The organism is Virgibacillus sp. NKC19-16, from assembly GCF_021560035.1.
GTDB lineage: Bacteria > Bacillota > Bacilli > Bacillales > Amphibacillaceae > Virgibacillus_L > Virgibacillus_L salidurans.
Genome location: NZ_CP074373.1, coordinates 3,715,996 through 3,733,501 on the forward strand (window position 1 = coordinate 3,715,996; position 17,506 = coordinate 3,733,501).

The following is a 17,506-nucleotide window of genomic DNA, read 5'->3' on the forward strand; positions in this document are numbered from 1 at the left end:
TGCGAAGTCAAAAAAGGAATTGCCAAAAATTTCGGATATTATTAAAAACTTGGCTTATCACCATACTTAATGGCGATAGCCAAGTTTCTTAAATGCAAATAACAGGACTAACTTTTTTTTTACCGATTAAGCAAACTCCCTACATAGCGCAATAATTCATTCGCTGAAATGGAGTTATAGCCATATTCATCAATTAAACGGGCAACCACTTCATTAACCTTCTTAAGTTGAGACTCATCCGGTGTCTTGGATGTTGTTGTGATTTTAACAACATCTTTCAAGTCAGCGAACAATTTACTCTGAATTGCTTCACGCAGGCGCTCATGAGAATTATAGTCAAAACGCTTGCCCTTTCTCGCATAGGCAGAAATACGAATGAGTATTTCCTCTCTGAAGGACTTTTTGGCATTTTCCGAGATCCCAATTTGCTCTTCAATCGAACGCATTAGCTTCTCATCCGGATTCATTTCCTCACCCGTCAGTGGATCTTTTAGCTTATTCTTATTACAATAAGCCTCGACGTTATCAAGGTAGTTATCCATTAATGTTTTCGCTGATTCTTCATAGGAGTACACGAACGCTTTTTGAACTTCTTTCTTGGCAATTTCGTCATATTCTTTTCGTGCCACGGAAATATAGTTCATGTAATTTTCCTTATCTTCCTCTGAAATCGATGGATGCTGCTCAAGTCCATCTTTCAATGAACGCAACACATCAAGGGCATTAATCGCAGGGACGTCCTTACTAATAATGGTCGATGAAATCCTGTTGATTACATAACGCGGATCAATCCCATTCATGCCTTCCTCAGGGAACTCATTCCGTAATTCGTCGATATCAATCTGGTTAAACTCTTCAATATTTTCCCCATCATATAGGCGCATTTTCTTGACGTTATCTATGCCTTGCTTTTTCGAATTCTCGAGTCTCGTCAAAATAGAGAAAATAGCCGCTACCCTTAGTGCATGTGGGGCAATATGAACATGGGCCATATCACTTTCTCCGATCATTTTTTCATAAATGCGTTCTTCCTCACTCACTCTAAGGTTGTAGGGAATCGGCATGACAATAATCCGAGAGTGAAGCGCCTCATTCTTTTTATTCGAAATGAAGGAGCGGTACTCTGTCTCATTGGTATGTGCTACGATTAGCTCATCGGCGGAAATGAGTGCAAATCTGCCCGCCTTGAAATTACCTTCCTGCGTCAGGGACAAGAGATGCCAGAGAAACTTCTCATCACACTTCAGCATTTCCTGAAACTCCATCATCCCACGGTTCGCCTTATTCAATTCACCATCAAATCGATAAGCACGCGGGTCTGATTCAGAGCCATATTCAGCAATCGTTGAAAAATCAATACTTCCTGTTAAATCGGCAATATCCTGTGACTTCGGATCTGATGGGGTAAAAGTTCCAATCCCAACACGTCGGTCCTCAGAAAGGAAAATACGTTCCACCTTCACATCTTCAATCCGACCACCATATTCCTGTTCCAGCCGCATCGAATTGAGTGGGGACAAACTACCCTCAATCCGAACACCATATTCATCGAAAAAATCCTCACGCAAATGCTGTGGAATAAGATGAAGCGGATCCTCATGCATCGGACAGCCTTTAATCGCATAAACAGCACCTTCACCTGTCCTGGAAAATTGCTCAAGACCACGTTTCAGCATCGTTACAATCGTCGATTTCCCACCACTGACAGGACCCATTAATAATAAAATTCGTTTGCGAACATCAAGTCGTTTTGCAGCGGGATGAAAGTACTCCTCCACAAGCCTTTCAATCGCCTCTTCAAGCCCAAATATGTCATCCCCGAAAAAGCTGTACATTTTTTTGCCATCTTTTTCAATTAAACCAGAGTTTCTAATCATATTATAAACGCGTGAATGGGCTGTCTGGGCAACTTCCGGTATTTCCTTTAAAATATCCAAATATTCCGCGAAAGTTCCTTCCCACTTTAGCTTTTCCTCTTCTCCCCGGTGATTTTTTACTTTATTTAAAATATCCGTAATACTCCCTCCATCCATGTCGCAATTTATATATCGTATGCAGGAGGGGCGATTATAATGATGGTTAGTTTTCATTTAGTAGGGCACTGCTAGAGCTTAGGCAAAATTTATATAACCCTTACATCAACAATATCCGGAATCCGATTCATTTCTTCCTCTACACTAGAAACAATCGCATCATCCACCTCATTTTCAATATCAACCATCGTATACGCGTAATCCCCACGGCTTCTGTTAACCATATCCGCGATGTTCAAGTTGTTGTTCGATATTGCAGTAGTAATTTGCCCAACCATGTTTGGAACATTGTGATGAAAGGCTGTCACACGGCTTTTTCCGGTGTACGGTATAGAAGCATCCGGGAAATTCACCGCGTTTTTGATATTTCCCGTTTCAAGAAATTCCTTCACCTGTCTTGTTGCCATAATCGCACAGTTTTCCTCCGATTCCTTGGTGGAGGCACCGAGATGTGGAATGGGAACCGTATTTTTCATATTCAACACGTTCTCATTCGGAAAATCGGTAATATATCTTCCCACCTGCCCACTTTCTAAAGCCTCAGTCATATCTTGTTCATCGATAAGCCCACCTCTGGAAAAATTTAAAATATGAACGCCAGGTTTCATTAATTTGAACGTTTCCGCGTTGAGCATATTGCTTGTATCATCTGTTAAAGGAACATGTACGGTGATGTAATCAGCCTCTGCAAAAACCTCCTCCATCGACATAGCGCGCTCGACGTTACGGGAGAGCTCCCAGGCTGTATTTACAGAAATAAATGGATCAAATCCAATCACATCCATATCCAGGTTAAGTGCATCATTTGCTACAAGTGCACCAACAGAACCTAGCCCGATGACACCTAATTTCTTACCCTTAATTTCACTTCCTACCAATTGTTTCTTTCCTGCCTCTACAAGGTTAGGAACTTGATCTCCTTCTCCTTGTAATGTCTTTACCCATTCTATCCCGGAAAATAAATTACGTGATGATGCCATTAATGATGTTAACACGAGTTCTTTGACAGCATTTGCATTCGCACCAGGCGTGTTAAAAACAACAATTCCTCTTTCCGTACATTGATCGACTGGGATATTATTCACACCAGCTCCAGCACGTGCAATTGCCTTAACATTTTCATCGATATCCATCCCGTGCATGTTAAAACTACGAACAACAATCGCATCCGGATTGTCACTTTCATTTTCTATCACATAATCACCTTTTTTAAATACGTCAAGTCCACTGTCTGCAATATGATTTAGCGTTTTGATTGTTTTCACCTTGTCTAGCGTTAATGTACTCATTCTTTCTCCTCTTTTCTACCTATGTTTATTTTCAAAATCTCTCATAAATGTAATCAAAGACTCGACACCTTCTACCGGCATCGCATTATAAATGCTAGCACGCATGCCCCCAACAGAACGATGGCCTTTTAATGTTTCAAGCCCCTTCGCTTGCGCTTCCTTGATAAAAGTTGCATTTAAATCAGCGGAATCGGAAACAAAAGGAATATTCATCAATGAACGACTCTTCTTTAGGACTGGGGATTGAAACAGAGAAGAAGCTTCAATCGCATCATATAAAATTTGCGCTTTTTTCCGGTTTATTTTTTCCATTTCCCAGAGCCCCCAAGTTCCTTCAACCATTCAAACACGAGCTTGGCCATATAGATCCCGTATGTAGGCGGCGTATTATACAATGAGCCACTATCACTATGCGTTTTATAATTAAGCATAGCCGGACAATTTTCAGGTGCATGGCCAATTAAATCTTCTCGAATGATAACAAGCGTTAACCCAGCGGGCGCGATGTTTTTCTGTGCCCCAGCATAAATCAAGCCAAATTTTGACACATCCATTTCCTCTGATAATATGTTGGAAGACATATCTGCTACAAGTGGCACATCACCGGTATCTGGAATCTCTGCGTAGGCGGTTCCTTCAATTGTATTGTTTGTTGTGATATGCACATAATCTGCTTGCCTGTCAATCATGCTTGAATTGACATCAGGAATATAAGTGAAATTAGCCTCTTCTGATGATGCGATAACACGAATATCGCCGAATTTCTGCGCCTCTTTGATCGCTTTCTTTGACCAGGAACCAGTATTGACGTAATATGCCTTTCCACTTTTAGTCAGCAAATTCATCGGCACCATTGCAAATTGCTGCGAAGCCCCTCCTTGAATGAAAAGCACTTTATATTCTTTTGGAATACTCATTAATTCGCGTAGCAGCTGTTCAGCTTCTGTAATAATTTCCGTAAACAAATCTGACCGATGACTTAATTCCATGACAGACATTCCTGAATTTCTATAGTTCACTAACTCTTCCTGAGCCTTCTCTAATACTGGAAGCGGAAGCATCGATGGCCCCGCTGAAAAATTAAACACCCTTTTCAAATCATCACATCCTTTATTTTTATCTTGACGGCTATAAAAAAAGAGACTGGGCTCCTAGGCTCCAATCTCATCAGCATCAAAAGATATAACAAAAACGCATTTGTTATTCTTCTGTCCTTTTGCCTGAGATTGTGAACCCGTCGGCGTTGCAATGTTCTTGCATCCTCTCCAGAAGCTGCTCCTGTTATAGTGTAACCCACAACAATCATAGCCTTTTTATTCTATTTTAAATTTTAAATAGCGCTTAATTCTCAAAATCATCGCCCCCTCATAACGCAAAGAGGTAAGAGGAATTTAAATCCCCTTACCTCTGCCCAGGCGAACGACTATTAATACCATGTGCTCCCTCGCGGTTATCCGCGTTCGCCAGTTACACATGGCCTTTATTGGTTAATTTTCAATATAATTATAGTAACAAAGTAATCCGTAATCTTCAAGCCATAATGGATGTTTTTTAAAGATCATCATCCCTTTAGGCTGTTTTATCCCTTGCGATACCCTTCCTTTCAACGTCCGGTACAAAGATAAGTAATACAAACCCGATGATAAATAGAATGATCAGGCTGAAAACACCAAATGAAGAATTACCGGTTACCTGGGACGTCACACCAACTAAAAAGGGACCTAAAATGGCAGCGAATTTTCCGAATATATTGTAGAAACCAAAAAACTCATTTGACCTTTCTTTTGGAATAAGTTTGGCAAAGTAAGAACGGCTAAGTGCCTGAATTCCACCTTGAGCAGTCGCCACAAGCATAGCCAAAATCCAGAAATCAGCAATCGTTTCCAGAAACATCGCATAGCTGCAAACAAAAATATAGATGACTATTCCGGTATACAGCATTTTTTTCGCACCGAATTTGATTGCTAACTTACCAAATAAAACAGCGAATGGAGCAGCCACCACTTGAACAGCAAGCAAAGCGATTAAAAGATCTGTTGCGCCTAGCCCCAAATCCGTTCCATAAGCCGTTGACATGGATATAATCGTTCCTACACCATCGATATAAAAGAAATATGCTAATAAAAAGATAAAAACGGCGCGGTATTTCTTAATTTCTTTAAACGTTCGACCTAGACGTTTAAAACTATTTACCACGATTTTAGGCTCGCGTTCAATGGCGTGAATCTGATGTACATGTCTGACCATGGGCAAAGCAAAAATAAACCACCATACTGTCGTAATCAAAAATGCAATTCGACTTGCAGCTGTCGTTGATAATGGAAGTATTTCCAGTTGTGATAAAAGAATAACGGTGATACTAAGAATAAAGGGGATGGTACTCCCAATGTACCCAAGAGCATACCCCTTGGCTGAAACATCATCCATCCTTTCCTTTGGGGAAACATCAACTAAAAAAGCGTCATAAAAGACATTCGCACCACGAAAACCTAATGAAGTTAGCGTATAGATGATTAAAAGCAGCAACCAATTATCATTTGGTACAAAAACGAGTAGAACAATAGATATTGTCCCCATGAGAAAGAAGAACAGGAAGAACTTTTTCTTCATTCCCCGATAGTCAGCAATTGTTCCAAGTACGGGAGCTAACATCGCCAAAATAAACGTCGCAATGGAAATCGTATACCCTAAATATGCCGTTGAATCTGCTGAAGCAACGCCTGCATTGTCCGCTACAGACCTAAAAAATATAGGAAAAATAGCTGTCGTAATGATAATAGAATAGGCTGAATTCCCCCAATCGTACATCATCCAACTTCTTTCTTCTTTACTTAACTTGCCCACATCATTCCCCTCCCCCTATTGTCCTATTATTTAGTATACAATAGCAAATCGTTGATTATGGGTGTGTTAAGAAAAATTAATAATAATAAAATAATTACTTTATAAAGAGGGTGCTTACTTTTTCTGCCTTCAAAAGGGCGTCGAAACCTGTTCGTGAAAATGTAATGACTAAACACTGCTCGTTTGTTCTAAATTAGCTCCATCTACAATAAGCTAGAATAATAATTGTTGAAGGTGGTGACTACCATGAGTGAAACAGCTTACTTAGATGTGAAAGGTATGCATTGCGTTAATTGTCCTTCAAAAGTTGAGAAAGCGATTAGTAAAATGAATGGCGTAAGTAACATCAGCGTTGATTATAAAACCGAGAAAGGTCATGTAAAATTCGATAAAAATTTGATAGGAATTTCCGATATCATCCATGAAATTAATGAAGTTGGATTTGAGGCGAAGACGAGCGAAAATCACAGATAATGAATTAGTATTTTGGAATAAATCCCATTGGTATGGGCATTCCTTGCTCATGTTAAAGGGATTTTTTCTTAATTGTATTAGCTATGAAACGAAAGAAAAAGCTGGGAAGCATCAGGTAAAAGATGATAGATACATTCGTATGAATCTGTCACCTTATTCTCTCGCGACCTTATCCCGCCATTCCTGCTGTCTTTTTTTCCTTAGTAGTTCCTGGTAAAATGCCAATCGAACTAATTCATATAACACCAAGGCAAAAATTGCGCCAATCATAAATAATAGGATGCCTATAATTAATCCCAGTCCTGATAAAACAAGAAGTCCTGATAACGGCCATCTATACCCTTTCATAAGGGAAAAGCTTCTTCTGATACTCCGGAATGTATTTAACTTGGGATCATCATGAAGAAGATACAGAGCCTGCGAAATACCTAAATATAGCCAGAAAAACAGCACATATACAAGAATTATTACTAAAATCGCTATACTGGATCTTATGTTAATTCCAGTAGCAGATATAATGAGTCCACCGAAAGCTGTGTATAACAACAACATCCAGAAAAAATACAGAATGAAATTCGTTAAAAATAGAACAATCACCCCTTTATACAACAGACGCGGATTCTTAAACGGATAGGTAATCGCAGTCAGCAACCTCCCGCGCATCGTTTGATTTGTAAGGGTTATGTAGTGAATCATAATAAAAAATAGAATGCTGTTAATAAATGCCCTTACCGCTAATGTTTTTAATGACTCCGAAGTCGCCACAGACGCGGGATCAAACCTGATACTGATCGATCCTTGAATAGGAAGCGTCCCTATTAATAATTTAATAAGATAGATTAATAGAATCATGCCAATAATTTTGAGCCAGTTTCTGTTAAGTATATCAAAAGCATCTTTATAAGCAGTACCAATCATAATATAATTCTCCTTAAAAATTACGTAATTGTAATTTTACTGCAAAGTTGAATTAAGGGCAATGTAATTTCTAAGAAATGAAGAGCCTTAACGCAGCTGGTTGAAGAACTAAGTGAAAAAGGTCACTCTGCAGCAAATGGAAGTAGCTGGAAAGGAATAGCCTTAGCTGCAGTGAGGAGGAAAAGATAAATAATAAGGCACCCTTATTTTGGGTGCTATTATCGTAAAAAATGTAAGTTATACAGAAAGTCGCTGAATGCATACTTATATACGTCTAAACCCACAAGTGAAGGCATTTTTTACCCTCATAAGATTATATAAAGATCGCGCATGTCTTCCTTTTTCTGTTGTCGGATCCATTTTAGATTTAAGGATTCTCATAAATTCACGATCACATCTACAAGGATCACCATATTTTCGGTAGCATTCGTCATGTGCCTTACAAGCTGCATCCACATCATTAATTGGCTCCCCAGGCCCACTACACCCTGGGCCACACCATCTATATCCTCTAGGGAAGCAAAATCCTGGTCGCCTCATTTCTCGTTCCCGCCGCAATGAAAACACCTCCTAAAACCGCTTCTGTTATAGATAGGATATGCGATGAGGTAAGGAATAGCCTGTATGGGGTCCCTATGTTTTGGAAGGAAATTGAGGATTTAAGATTGTTCACTGATCGAATTGGCACATACGATTAAATGATTAGATTATTTTGTTCCGCGGTCAGGGCGTAGAATCCAGCGTACACGGCTTTTCTTCCAGCGCTCACAGCATCTCCTTCCGCGCAGAGAGCACCTCATCCCGCGGTCAGGGCTGCTTGTTCCGCGTTGGCGGTTGTTCGTTCCGCGCACAGAGTGTCGCAAGGACCCTCACTAGCTTATAGCCGCTATTCGCACTAAGAAACCAATGATATACCAGCAAACAAAATTAATTTATTTAAGCAGTAAGATACTGTACACTGACAGTAGGGAATTCAAAAGAGGAGAATAGAATGAAACAATTTTACAGTGATGTTATTCAATATCGAGGCTCCCATTATGAGTTTGGTTATTTTCAAGGTGAACTTCTCAGAGATTCGCCTATTTTACCTAATCGTGAAAAACAATGGGGTTCAAAGAAAGATCGACACTTTTTAATCGATCCCGAGAAATATAAGGGGCTCATGACAGAATTTGCCCCAGCCATACTGAATGAAATCCGTGGACTTGCTGATGCGCTTCGTATGGATATGGACGATGCGTTTCGTTTATTTGGCGGTTATTATCTGGAATATACCCGAAGCGGATGTTCCATTTTTGCCGATTCTAAATTCATGGTCCGTAATTACGATAGTCATCCTAAAGGGTATGAAGGACGTTATATGCTATATGAGCCGACAGACCAAGGTTATGCATTTATCGGACCGTCTATGCAAATCACTGGGCGAATTGATGGAATGAACGAAAAAGGCCTTGTGATGGGGTATAATTTCACGCATAGCAAAAAATCAGGAGATGGTTTTCTGTGCAATATGATTGGCCGCCTCATTTTAGAGACTTGCAGCAGCACGAGTGAAGCAATTTCCTTACTTAAAGAAATTCCACACAGACATTCTTTTAGTTATGTTCTTTTAGATCCCACTGGCCAGTCCTATGTAGTGGAAGCTTCACCAAGACAAGTCGAAGTACGGAAATCCAATGTATGTACGAACCATTTTCATTTGCTAGACGAAGAAAATCGTTACCGCCAGGATGAAACACGTCACCGGGAACAAACCATACAATATCAACAACAGCATGCTACGAACCCTTATGAAGCTTTCAAAGTGATGAACGATCCTGATTACGGCGTATTTTCAAATAAATACGATGCAGCAGCCGGGACGATTCACACGTCAACTTACTTTCCAAAAGAAAGGAAAGCATGGTTTGTAATCGGTCCAGATCGAGAACCGGTAATTTTCGACTTTTCCAAGTGGCTTCAGGGTGCCAATGTTAACGTCAAACGGATCAAAGGCGAACTTGATTATCCAGCGCCGTTTGTGAATATGGAATAGACATAATATTTACAGAGCGTTCCGTTCAGTCTATGTAGCAGTTTATTCCGCGTTCAGGGCGTCTCGACAAGCGCAGGGAGCAGTTTATTCAACGCTCGAAGAGTCTCGTCCAGCGGTCCGGGTGATCCGTTCAGCGCACACGAGTTTTCGTCCCGCGATCACAGCGCTCGCAGCCTTTCTTCCCGCGCAAAGAGCCTCAATCCAGTGGTCACGGCTCCGCACTAACTTATGCTAAGATTACTATGGGGAAATAGAAATGGAGAGGGTTATCTCGCCCTCTCCATAATTGTATAGAAATACACCGTCTTATTCCCCCAAAAACTTCACACAAACTACCTCAGGAACATCAACAGCGGAGTCTAACTGCGTGAGTCGCCCCGTTTCCTTATCGCGGGAAAATAACACTAAATTCCCCGTGTGTTGATTGGATGCTATAATAAAAGCCTCACTCGGATCAAGTACGAAGTCACGTGGCCATTCGCCGCCTGTTGGGGTGTGCTCAACAAACGTTAACTCATCGCTCTCTTCGTTCACTTGAAACACCACAATACTATTATGACCGCGATTGCCTGTATAGAGGAACCTTCCATCTGATGAAATATGGATCGCGCTGGCGTCATTTGTTTCTGTAAAATCTTCTGGAATAGCCCGAATGGTTTGTTTCTGCGTAAAGCTGCCTTCGTCCGCGTTGTAATCAAGCACGATGACCTCTGAACTTAGCTCTGTTAGTAGGTATGCGGTTTTTCCTGATGGATGGAACACGATATGACGTGGCCCGCTTCCTGGCTCTGTATGGAATGTATTTGAATGTATAAAATTGCCATCTTCCACTTTATATGTCGCAAGTTCGTCTGTCCCAAGGTCTGCCGCTACGACATACTTACCATCAGGTGTATAACCTGCAAAGTGCATGTGTGGTTTTTCCTGGCGCTTATGCGGCCCATTTCCTTCATCCTGGACTTTAGATGATACCTGCTCCACCGCTCCCTGTTGGGTAACGTTAGATAATTCTACTGTGCCCTCATGGTAGTTTGCGGTTACTAGTTCATTTTGAAAAATATCAAGATGGCACGGAGGCGCTCCTTCTTTGAGTTCCCTGTTAATAGGCTGCAATGCACCTTCCTTATCAATTTCAAATGCAGCGACACCACCCAATTTGTCGTCCTGGGCAACAGAATATAGATAGCGATTATCCTCACTGACTGTCAGATACGTCGGACTACCGACTCTTGCTGCAACATGTGTGTCTGTTAGTGTCCCTGCTTCTGTATCAAGCCCAAAGCCATATATCCCTTCACTGCTCTGGCGCGTATATGTACCTGCAAATCCAATATACTTTCTTCCCATTTTTATCCTTCCTTTCCCGGGCTCGTTCTTCGATGCTAGAATTTTCACTCCAACTATATAGTCTCATAACCTTGAATTTGCTGTCCAATTAGGAGCCTGCCAGATGGCTAAAAATGAAACGGGAAAACAGAAATGAGAAACTCCCCCTTTATTCTTTCCTCGGCTATCGATCCGATGTCAGGGCTCCGGCTGTCCAAGCTTTCACCTGGCGTTCGATTATCACCTAACACAAAATACGTACCTTCGTGAACAACTGTCTCTTCCATATCGTTTGGCGTACCGGCAACGAAACTTTCATCTATTGGATCATCGTCGACAATGACTGTACCATCATTAATTTCAACTGTCTGATTCGGCAGAGCAATAATCCGCTTCACCACATCAAATCCATTTTCATCCCGGTATAGGACAATATCATTTCTGTTCGGACTATAAAATATATTGCTGGATATAATAATATCCCTGTCCTCGATCGTTGGAGACATAGAGTTTCCGCTTATAACAATTATCCCCAGTGCGTAGCGAAATATAAGAAATACCAAAAGTAAAATGAAGACAAATCCTATCCAACCACCTACAGCTGATTTTTTCTTTTCTGGCTCTCTGGTTTCGATCTCCTGTACGCTCATTCTTTATCACTACCTTGTACTTATTTCTCAGTTTGTTCTGTCTCTTCAAATTCCGCTGAAGCTTCCTCATCCTGGTTTAATGCAGGCTGATCTTTTTTTTGCGATCGGCTTCGGCTTCATTTTCAACCGCTTCTGCTTCTCCCTCGTTTTCCGGTTGTACCGTCAGCTCTTCAGATTCCTTTGTTTGATCCACTGTTTTTTCCTCTGTTTCCGCTTCTTTATCAGAATCTTGTTTCCCCGTTGGCTTTAACTGATCCATTTTCTCTTTTGCTTCCTGAACAATAGCTTCTGTTTCATCAGTGATTCTACTTTTTTCCTCTGCATTATCGATTGTCAGATTATTAATCAACTTATCTGTATAACGCTCCAACTCAATCATACGATCCGTTTTTTGCGTTTCGGTAAACTTATTCAATTCCTGCTCACTGGATTCTATTTCTAATCGCAGCTCTTCTTTTAAGCGCTCTGTTTGAACTTGCCGCTCGGAATCAATAACCTGTTCAATTTCTGCAATAGATTCGGCTTCATTTTTATTAAACCAGTTTGTTAACACGGAACCAATATCACGATCCGCAAAAGCAACGTTAATACTGCTTGCAATGATGATGATTAAAAGAAGAGCTCCAACTAGGAATTTACTGTACATTCGTCTATTGTTTTTATGCTGTTTGCCTAACATCATCGAACCTCCTTATTAGGATGATGCCAAGGTCACAATGGGAGACCCTGGCATTATTTCTCTCTATTCGTCGATACCCGCAACTACATCGTCGAGAGCTGATTTAGCTTCATCTTCTTTCAATTGAGCAGCATTAGCTACAATAGTCTGTTGTTCCTGAACAAGTCCATCCAGTAATTCGGTAACCGTGTCGCGTACATCACTAATATTAAAATCTACTTGTTGCCTTAGATTATAAGCTAAGTTTTCGGATCGTCCATCCAAATCCGATTGTAATTCTTCTTGTGCCTGTCTAATTGCTTCTTCCAAATCTGAAACGGCGTTTTCCTTAGCTGTATCTAATGCTGTATTGACATCAGCGACAGCGCTGTTACCAACAACTTCTGTATATCCTGGGAGCTCATTTGCTGCGTAGCCACTCCATTCTTCCGTTATTCTATTTATTTCTGCTTCTCCTGCCACAAATGCATTATAGAATGTCTGCTCAGCTTCATCTAAAAGTTCCTGCCTTGTAGCTTCAACATCTCCTATATGGCTGTCTCTAGCTACCGCGATTGCATCTTCAGAGCTAGCTGTTTCTGAATCTCTGGTTTGGTTAATATCAGAGGTTGCATCAGTCTTCAGCCCCTCATATTCCTCATATAACTCCGGCATTTGCCCTTGCATGTAATCATCTGCTTCACCCGTAGCTTCCTCTACAGCTGTATTAAACTGTCCATCATACCAAGCTCTTAACTGCTCCCCGGCATCCGTATTAGCGAGCGCAAATCCTCCACCTGCTACCAACCCTACTGCCATTGTCCCTGCCAAAACCTTCCCCTTCATTGTTCCTAATCCTAACTTCATTTCGCATTCTCCCTCTCATTTTGTATTATTTATCTTAACGGCCAAGCTCACGCAATCGGCCCATTAAAAACTTACTCATTCAGCAATTCAGCTAAATAATCTTCCACATCCTGCCTGATTCCAGCACGTATTTCCCGCTCTTTTTCTTCTGCAAAATCATCCATATTTCTTTCCTTTAGTTCCTGCTTGCTATCCTCCAAGCGGCTTACGTAAATGATTCGGTAATTTTCTATCTCTTGCTTATTCGCCGAATGAATAGTTGATGCGAAAGCCCCCATGCCTTCATCCACATTTTCCTTTAACGTTTCGAGATGCTCTGTCAGTAAATCGTTTATTGCAAGGATTTGCTTGTCCGCATTTATTTCTGTTTCCCCCGTGTTTTTCTGTGCCACCTCCGTCTGGTGATTGGAGAGATTTCCCCCTGCGTTGGCAAACACATAAATAGACGCAAAGGTCAGGATAAAACAAACAGCAATAATGACGCGCGCAATCTTTTTCACTATCACTCTTCCTTTCTATTAAAAATGTTCTTTAATAGAAATTATTTGTTCTCTATTAAGTACAACTAGTCTATTATATTTGATATAGATATAAAAGCTCTAAATATACGCAAATATTTAGTATAAAGCGTAATTTACTTTATGTATCTTTCATTTACTCACTATTTATTACTTTTTTAACAATAGGGAATTACATCCAGAATAAACACGGAGCAACAAACGTACCTGGCGTATTTGCTGCAGGGGACTGCACCGATGATCCAAACAAACAGATCATCATTTCCATGGGGATCCGGCGCAAATGCAACCTTAAGTGCATTCGATTATCTCATCCGGAGTGACTAAATTTTGAAAGTCACTGTGGTACCTCGCTGGTAGTACAGTGACTTTTTACATATAATAAGGATAAATATAAGGAGGCAGGATATGTTACAGCAATTTCTACCGGGGATTCAAACACTACCTACAGATAGAGCACTCACGAAAGAGGATTTGTTAACAGAGCCATTTTTGATAGAAAAAGATGGGAAATTGGAAATGTACTACGCTCCTCACAACGAATACATCAACAAGAAAGCCAAAATTATTATTGTTGGGATTACTCCGGGATGGAGCCAGATGAAAACTGCCTTTGGGCAATTTATAGAAAGCAATGCATCTGGTGAGAATCTTGAAAAGTGCCTGAAAGCGGTAAAATTAGCCGCTGGATTTGCTGGTACCATGCGGAGAAATCTTATCCACATGCTTGATCAATGTGATATCCCACAAATGCTAGATATTTCAGATTCATCTTGTTTGTTCGGGGATAGCAGACATTTCCTCCATACAACATCCATTATTAAATATCCAGTATTTTTAAAAGGAAAAAACTACACCGGACACCAGCCGCCTATCGATCGTTCACCTTTATTACAACGTTACGCCTACGAAGAATTCCCAAACGAATTAACGCAAATCGACCCACACGCATTGGTGATCCCGCTTGGGAAGGTGGTTGAGCAAGTGATCTTTAAGCTGGCCGAAGAAGGGATGCTGCCGGGGCATACTTATTTGAACGGATTTCCACATCCGTCCGGGGCGAATGGACATCGAGTAAAGCAATTTGAGCAGAATAGGAAGCAGCTTCGGGGAAAGGTAAGGATGTGGGGTGAGCTTTAGGAGTCTCTCATCTCTCCTCGCACTTGTAAAGTGATACTTGACAACTAACTAATATTTCTATCCCTCTTCAAATATCTCTATATTTCTATCGTTCCTTAAACACTTATGAGGATAATCCACTCTGTAACATCTATACTTGCCAATTTTTTACTCAAAACCTTATGATAGAGAAACAGACAGTTAAAGGAGATCTCTATGATAAAACAAATAGGCTTATACGTATTTGCTATCTTATTTATGGGCGCTGGATTTGCTCATTTCTTCCTGGATCATTTTTTCATCAGTTCCATGCCTGAATGGGTGCCCTTTCGCCCTACTACCGTCTATCTATCTGGTATTGTAGAGATTGTGCTGGCATTATGCTTGATCTCACCGAAGACACGTTACAAAACCGGTCGATGGGTAGCTATTTTCCTGGTCCTTGTATTTCCTGTGAATATTTATATGGTATTAACACCCGAAAATTATAATTTACCAGCGATTGCTCTATGGTTTAGACTCCCGCTTCAGTTAGTGCTTATTTGGTGGGTGCTTGTGGTTACAAGAAAAAATTATTTAGACTCGGACAGAAAGGGAATTAATAGGCATATTTAGGTTTTATGTAAATTTATCTTCCATACTATAAAAACAACTCTCAATTTCATATAAACTTTAAAAAAATATAAAAAAATCATATCTTTATTTGCTTATTTGATTTAAAATGAGATTAAGTACACTTCTTTGGCAGGAGTGATAGATGTGGAACAGTATAACTTTGATGCAAACCATAGTAAAGAGATTGTTAATGCTATTGTAGAAGGTTACCGAAATTACGTTGAACATCGCAGAGATCGTCACGAAAAAATGAAAATTAGTTCTGCTTTTGCATGGACGAAGGGAAATTTTATTGAAAGTCAAATTGCAGAAGTTAGTAGTGATCTCAATTTATCATACAAGAAAGCAAAAGCTGGCCTAACATGGGATTACCTACAATTTATCCATGGTGACACAAAAAAGCTTTTCCTCATCAAAAATGCGGCTTATTTTAATGAAAATAATTTTTCACAGGCTGTATTACCTAACAAAGACAGAAATCAAGGACTTCGTCGAACATATCTGCATGAGCTTTCAAAAATTAATCAAAGCCTGGAATTTCCAGCTATTCAGTCAAATCACGAAAATAAAATTAAATATAGTGAACAACTTTCATTTTTTGTTTCCGGTAAACAAGTAAAAGGTGAACTTGACCAATTTAAATCATCATATAACGAGTTTCATATTCTCACATATGAAATTGATGCTACATACCAAATTTCAAAAATCGCGCATTATCTGCCGAATCCAGATAATAATATGGCGTATATGGTAGAGGATCTTTCAAAATATATATCTGGAGCAGCGTTAACCGATAACGAGAGAAAGATCGTTGCACCGGAACCAGACGATGGTTTAATCGATCCTAGAGATTATGATATTGGAATCTTTGAAGATGAAGAAAATAAATAAATATTTTAATTTAGACAGGAGGGAGCGCTATGTTTATTGGTGGAAATTTGACCAACCTGCGTATCATGTTAGGTTTTTCACGAAAACAGCTCTCTGAGATGTTAGATGTTACAGAACAGGCCGTTTGGCAATACGAAAATAATTACACATCACCCAAAATGGAAATTGTAAATGAACTAAAATCAATTTTTCAAGTGAAAGCCAAATATTTTTACAAAAAAGATGTACTTCATCGATATGTAAAAGCAGACAATATACCAGTCATGAACATTGCGTACCGTTCAAAAGTAATGAACGTTACTTCTAAAACGCAAGCAGAAGCAAAGCATATAGCCTTTTTGGATAGCTTCATTAACTATTTAACGGCTAAAGTTGCTTATCCTACACAGAAAATTATTCGACTAAGAAATGAAGTAATTAATTACCTAAATAGTTCTAATGAAGATAGAGAAACGCAAATAAAACACGTAGCTTGGCTAGCACGTCAACAACTACAATTTAGTAACGATACAAATGATGAGCTTATGTTTTTAGTTGAAAAAAGTGGTGTGTTTATTTTTGAAAAGGCAATCGGTGACGAGATTGATGCTTATAGTTTGTGGACGAAACAGGAGCGACCGTTTATCATTTTAGGGAACTTGAAACAGTCAGCGGTACGGAGGAATTTTGATATTGCACATGAACTCGGCCACTTATTGCTTCATTATCTGGTTGAGTTTACCAGTTTGGATCGAAAAGAACATAAAGCAATTGAGAACGAAGCCAATCAGTTCGCAAGTGCATTCCTTCTGCCTGAAGATTCATTTTTAACCGATATGCAAACTGTTGCCCGTGTAACGAATCCAGACGCATATATGGATCTAAAAAGGAAATGGAAAGCATCATTGCAAGTTCTAGGATATCGAGCGGCTCATTTAAGTATACTGGATGCGAAAAGCCACCGCAATTTTTATGCGGCCCTTCATCGAAAAGGTTATTTGAAACGAGAGCCTCTTGATGAAACTATACCTATTCAAAAGCCACAAAAAGTGAAATCAATTATTGATCTAGTTGCCAAAAAGGGAATGGTTGATGTTCGCCAGATGATCGAAAATGATTGGATGGCAGAGACTACTTTCTTTCATCGATTAACAGGTTTTAATATGAGCTTTTTTAATAATTACATGGTTAGGGAACAGGATTTTGATCTGGTTAATGTAACTGACTTATCAGCTGTTGTTCGAGAAAAGAATAGTTAGAAGGCTTATTTTTGTTGGGTGAATAAGAAAG

The 17,506-nt window shown here is 39.9% G+C and carries 16 protein-coding genes, 2 pseudogenes and 2 riboswitches; of the genes and pseudogenes, 7 read left to right on the top strand and 11 right to left on the bottom strand.

Going from position 1 to position 17,506, the window contains the following annotated elements:
- Positions 1 to 119: 119 nt before the first annotated feature.
- The 4 genes and pseudogenes from KFZ58_RS18560 to KFZ58_RS18575 all read right to left on the bottom strand — a co-directional run bounded on the left by KFZ58_RS18560 (position 120) and on the right by KFZ58_RS18575 (position 6,166).
- On the bottom strand, positions 120 to 2,033 hold the full coding sequence (locus tag KFZ58_RS18560) for a PrkA family serine protein kinase (RefSeq protein WP_235792769.1): 1,914 nt from the start codon (positions 2,031 to 2,033) through the stop codon (positions 120 to 122).
- Positions 2,034 to 2,122: 89 nt separating this feature from the next.
- Positions 2,123 to 3,322, bottom strand: coding sequence for a phosphoglycerate dehydrogenase (locus KFZ58_RS18565; RefSeq protein ID WP_235792770.1), 1,200 nt, complete (start codon positions 3,320 to 3,322; stop codon positions 2,123 to 2,125).
- A 15-nt stretch (positions 3,323 to 3,337) separates the two neighbouring features.
- Positions 3,338 to 4,419: pseudogene (serC, locus tag KFZ58_RS18570) on the bottom strand (3-phosphoserine/phosphohydroxythreonine transaminase).
- Between the two features lie 101 nt (positions 4,420 to 4,520).
- A riboswitch (glycine riboswitch) is annotated at positions 4,521 to 4,601 on the bottom strand.
- A gap of 123 nt (positions 4,602 to 4,724) precedes the next feature.
- Positions 4,725 to 4,803, bottom strand: a riboswitch (ZMP/ZTP riboswitch).
- An 88-nt stretch (positions 4,804 to 4,891) separates the two neighbouring features.
- A complete protein-coding gene (locus KFZ58_RS18575) occupies positions 4,892 to 6,166 on the bottom strand; it encodes an MFS transporter (RefSeq protein WP_235792771.1) in 1,275 nt (424 codons plus the stop codon).
- Between the two features lie 246 nt (positions 6,167 to 6,412).
- Between KFZ58_RS18575 and KFZ58_RS18580 the strand changes: the two genes are divergently transcribed.
- Complete coding sequence (locus KFZ58_RS18580) at positions 6,413 to 6,640, top strand: heavy-metal-associated domain-containing protein (RefSeq protein WP_235792772.1); 228 nt, start codon at positions 6,413 to 6,415, stop codon at positions 6,638 to 6,640.
- Between the two features lie 153 nt (positions 6,641 to 6,793).
- Here KFZ58_RS18580 and KFZ58_RS18585 read toward each other — a convergent pair whose 3' ends face one another.
- Positions 6,794 to 7,558 (bottom strand): DUF975 family protein, encoded by a 765-nt coding sequence (locus tag KFZ58_RS18585; RefSeq protein ID WP_235792773.1) that lies wholly within the window; start codon positions 7,556 to 7,558, stop codon positions 6,794 to 6,796.
- Between the two features lie 264 nt (positions 7,559 to 7,822).
- On the bottom strand, positions 7,823 to 8,098 hold the full coding sequence (locus tag KFZ58_RS18590; RefSeq protein WP_235794780.1) for a phospholipase: 276 nt from the start codon (positions 8,096 to 8,098) through the stop codon (positions 7,823 to 7,825).
- A gap of 451 nt (positions 8,099 to 8,549) precedes the next feature.
- Between KFZ58_RS18590 and KFZ58_RS18595 the strand changes: the two genes are divergently transcribed.
- Entirely contained in the window at positions 8,550 to 9,593 is a 1,044-nt protein-coding gene (locus KFZ58_RS18595; RefSeq protein WP_235792774.1) for a C45 family autoproteolytic acyltransferase/hydrolase, read from the top strand.
- 306 nt (positions 9,594 to 9,899) lie between these two features.
- Here KFZ58_RS18595 and KFZ58_RS18600 read toward each other — a convergent pair whose 3' ends face one another.
- From KFZ58_RS18600 to KFZ58_RS18620, 5 genes are all read right to left on the bottom strand, one after another.
- Positions 9,900 to 10,940, bottom strand: a complete 1,041-nt coding sequence (locus KFZ58_RS18600) for a lactonase family protein (protein WP_235792775.1) — start codon at positions 10,938 to 10,940, stop codon at positions 9,900 to 9,902.
- Between the two features lie 107 nt (positions 10,941 to 11,047).
- Positions 11,048 to 11,569 carry a signal peptidase I gene (gene lepB / locus KFZ58_RS18605; protein WP_235792776.1) on the bottom strand — a complete coding sequence of 174 codons (522 nt, stop codon included), beginning with the start codon at positions 11,567 to 11,569 and terminating at the stop codon, positions 11,048 to 11,050.
- A 76-nt stretch (positions 11,570 to 11,645) separates the two neighbouring features.
- Positions 11,646 to 12,248 (bottom strand): hypothetical protein, encoded by a 603-nt coding sequence (locus KFZ58_RS18610; RefSeq protein ID WP_235792777.1) that lies wholly within the window; start codon positions 12,246 to 12,248, stop codon positions 11,646 to 11,648.
- A 63-nt stretch (positions 12,249 to 12,311) separates the two neighbouring features.
- Positions 12,312 to 13,094, bottom strand: coding sequence for a hypothetical protein (locus tag KFZ58_RS18615; RefSeq protein WP_235792778.1), 783 nt, complete (start codon positions 13,092 to 13,094; stop codon positions 12,312 to 12,314).
- 71 nt (positions 13,095 to 13,165) lie between these two features.
- Positions 13,166 to 13,594, bottom strand: coding sequence for a hypothetical protein (locus KFZ58_RS18620; protein ID WP_235792779.1), 429 nt, complete (start codon positions 13,592 to 13,594; stop codon positions 13,166 to 13,168).
- Between the two features lie 200 nt (positions 13,595 to 13,794).
- Between KFZ58_RS18620 and KFZ58_RS18625 the strand changes: the two are divergent.
- The 5 genes and pseudogenes from KFZ58_RS18625 to KFZ58_RS18645 form a co-directional block, all read left to right on the top strand.
- Positions 13,795 to 13,939, top strand: a pseudogene (locus KFZ58_RS18625) (FAD-dependent oxidoreductase); the annotation flags it as partial.
- 81 nt (positions 13,940 to 14,020) lie between these two features.
- A complete protein-coding gene (locus tag KFZ58_RS18630; RefSeq protein WP_235792780.1) occupies positions 14,021 to 14,752 on the top strand; it encodes a hypothetical protein in 732 nt (243 codons plus the stop codon).
- A 195-nt stretch (positions 14,753 to 14,947) separates the two neighbouring features.
- On the top strand, positions 14,948 to 15,346 hold the full coding sequence (locus KFZ58_RS18635) for a DoxX family protein (protein ID WP_235792781.1): 399 nt from the start codon (positions 14,948 to 14,950) through the stop codon (positions 15,344 to 15,346).
- 144 nt (positions 15,347 to 15,490) lie between these two features.
- Complete coding sequence (locus KFZ58_RS18640) at positions 15,491 to 16,237, top strand: spr1630 family ClpXP-sensitive toxin (RefSeq protein ID WP_235792782.1); 747 nt, start codon at positions 15,491 to 15,493, stop codon at positions 16,235 to 16,237.
- Between the two features lie 29 nt (positions 16,238 to 16,266).
- The gene (locus tag KFZ58_RS18645; RefSeq protein WP_235792783.1) at positions 16,267 to 17,475 is read left to right on the top strand and encodes a spr1629 family repressor/antitoxin; all 1,209 of its coding nucleotides are present in this window, start codon (positions 16,267 to 16,269) and stop codon (positions 17,473 to 17,475) included.
- Positions 17,476 to 17,506 lie beyond the last annotated feature (31 nt).

Coding starts and splice junctions, on each gene's coding strand:
- KFZ58_RS18635 (WP_235792781.1), top strand. CDS start 14,948: ATGATAAAACAAATAGGCTTATACGTATTTGCTATCTTATTTATGGGC.
- KFZ58_RS18560 (WP_235792769.1), bottom strand. CDS start 2,033: ATGGATGGAGGGAGTATTACGGATATTTTAAATAAAGTAAAAAATCAC.
- KFZ58_RS18600 (WP_235792775.1), bottom strand. CDS start 10,940: ATGGGAAGAAAGTATATTGGATTTGCAGGTACATATACGCGCCAGAGC.
- KFZ58_RS18610 (WP_235792777.1), bottom strand. CDS start 12,248: ATGTTAGGCAAACAGCATAAAAACAATAGACGAATGTACAGTAAATTC.
- lepB (WP_235792776.1), bottom strand. CDS start 11,569: ATGAGCGTACAGGAGATCGAAACCAGAGAGCCAGAAAAGAAAAAATCA.
- KFZ58_RS18595 (WP_235792774.1), top strand. CDS start 8,550: ATGAAACAATTTTACAGTGATGTTATTCAATATCGAGGCTCCCATTAT.
- KFZ58_RS18645 (WP_235792783.1), top strand. CDS start 16,267: ATGTTTATTGGTGGAAATTTGACCAACCTGCGTATCATGTTAGGTTTT.
- KFZ58_RS18615 (WP_235792778.1), bottom strand. CDS start 13,094: ATGAAGTTAGGATTAGGAACAATGAAGGGGAAGGTTTTGGCAGGGACA.
- KFZ58_RS18565 (WP_235792770.1), bottom strand. CDS start 3,322: ATGAGTACATTAACGCTAGACAAGGTGAAAACAATCAAAACGCTAAAT.
- KFZ58_RS18585 (WP_235792773.1), bottom strand. CDS start 7,558: ATGATTGGTACTGCTTATAAAGATGCTTTTGATATACTTAACAGAAAC.
- KFZ58_RS18630 (WP_235792780.1), top strand. CDS start 14,021: ATGTTACAGCAATTTCTACCGGGGATTCAAACACTACCTACAGATAGA.
- KFZ58_RS18590 (WP_235794780.1), bottom strand. CDS start 8,098: ATGAGGCGACCAGGATTTTGCTTCCCTAGAGGATATAGATGGTGTGGC.
- KFZ58_RS18580 (WP_235792772.1), top strand. CDS start 6,413: ATGAGTGAAACAGCTTACTTAGATGTGAAAGGTATGCATTGCGTTAAT.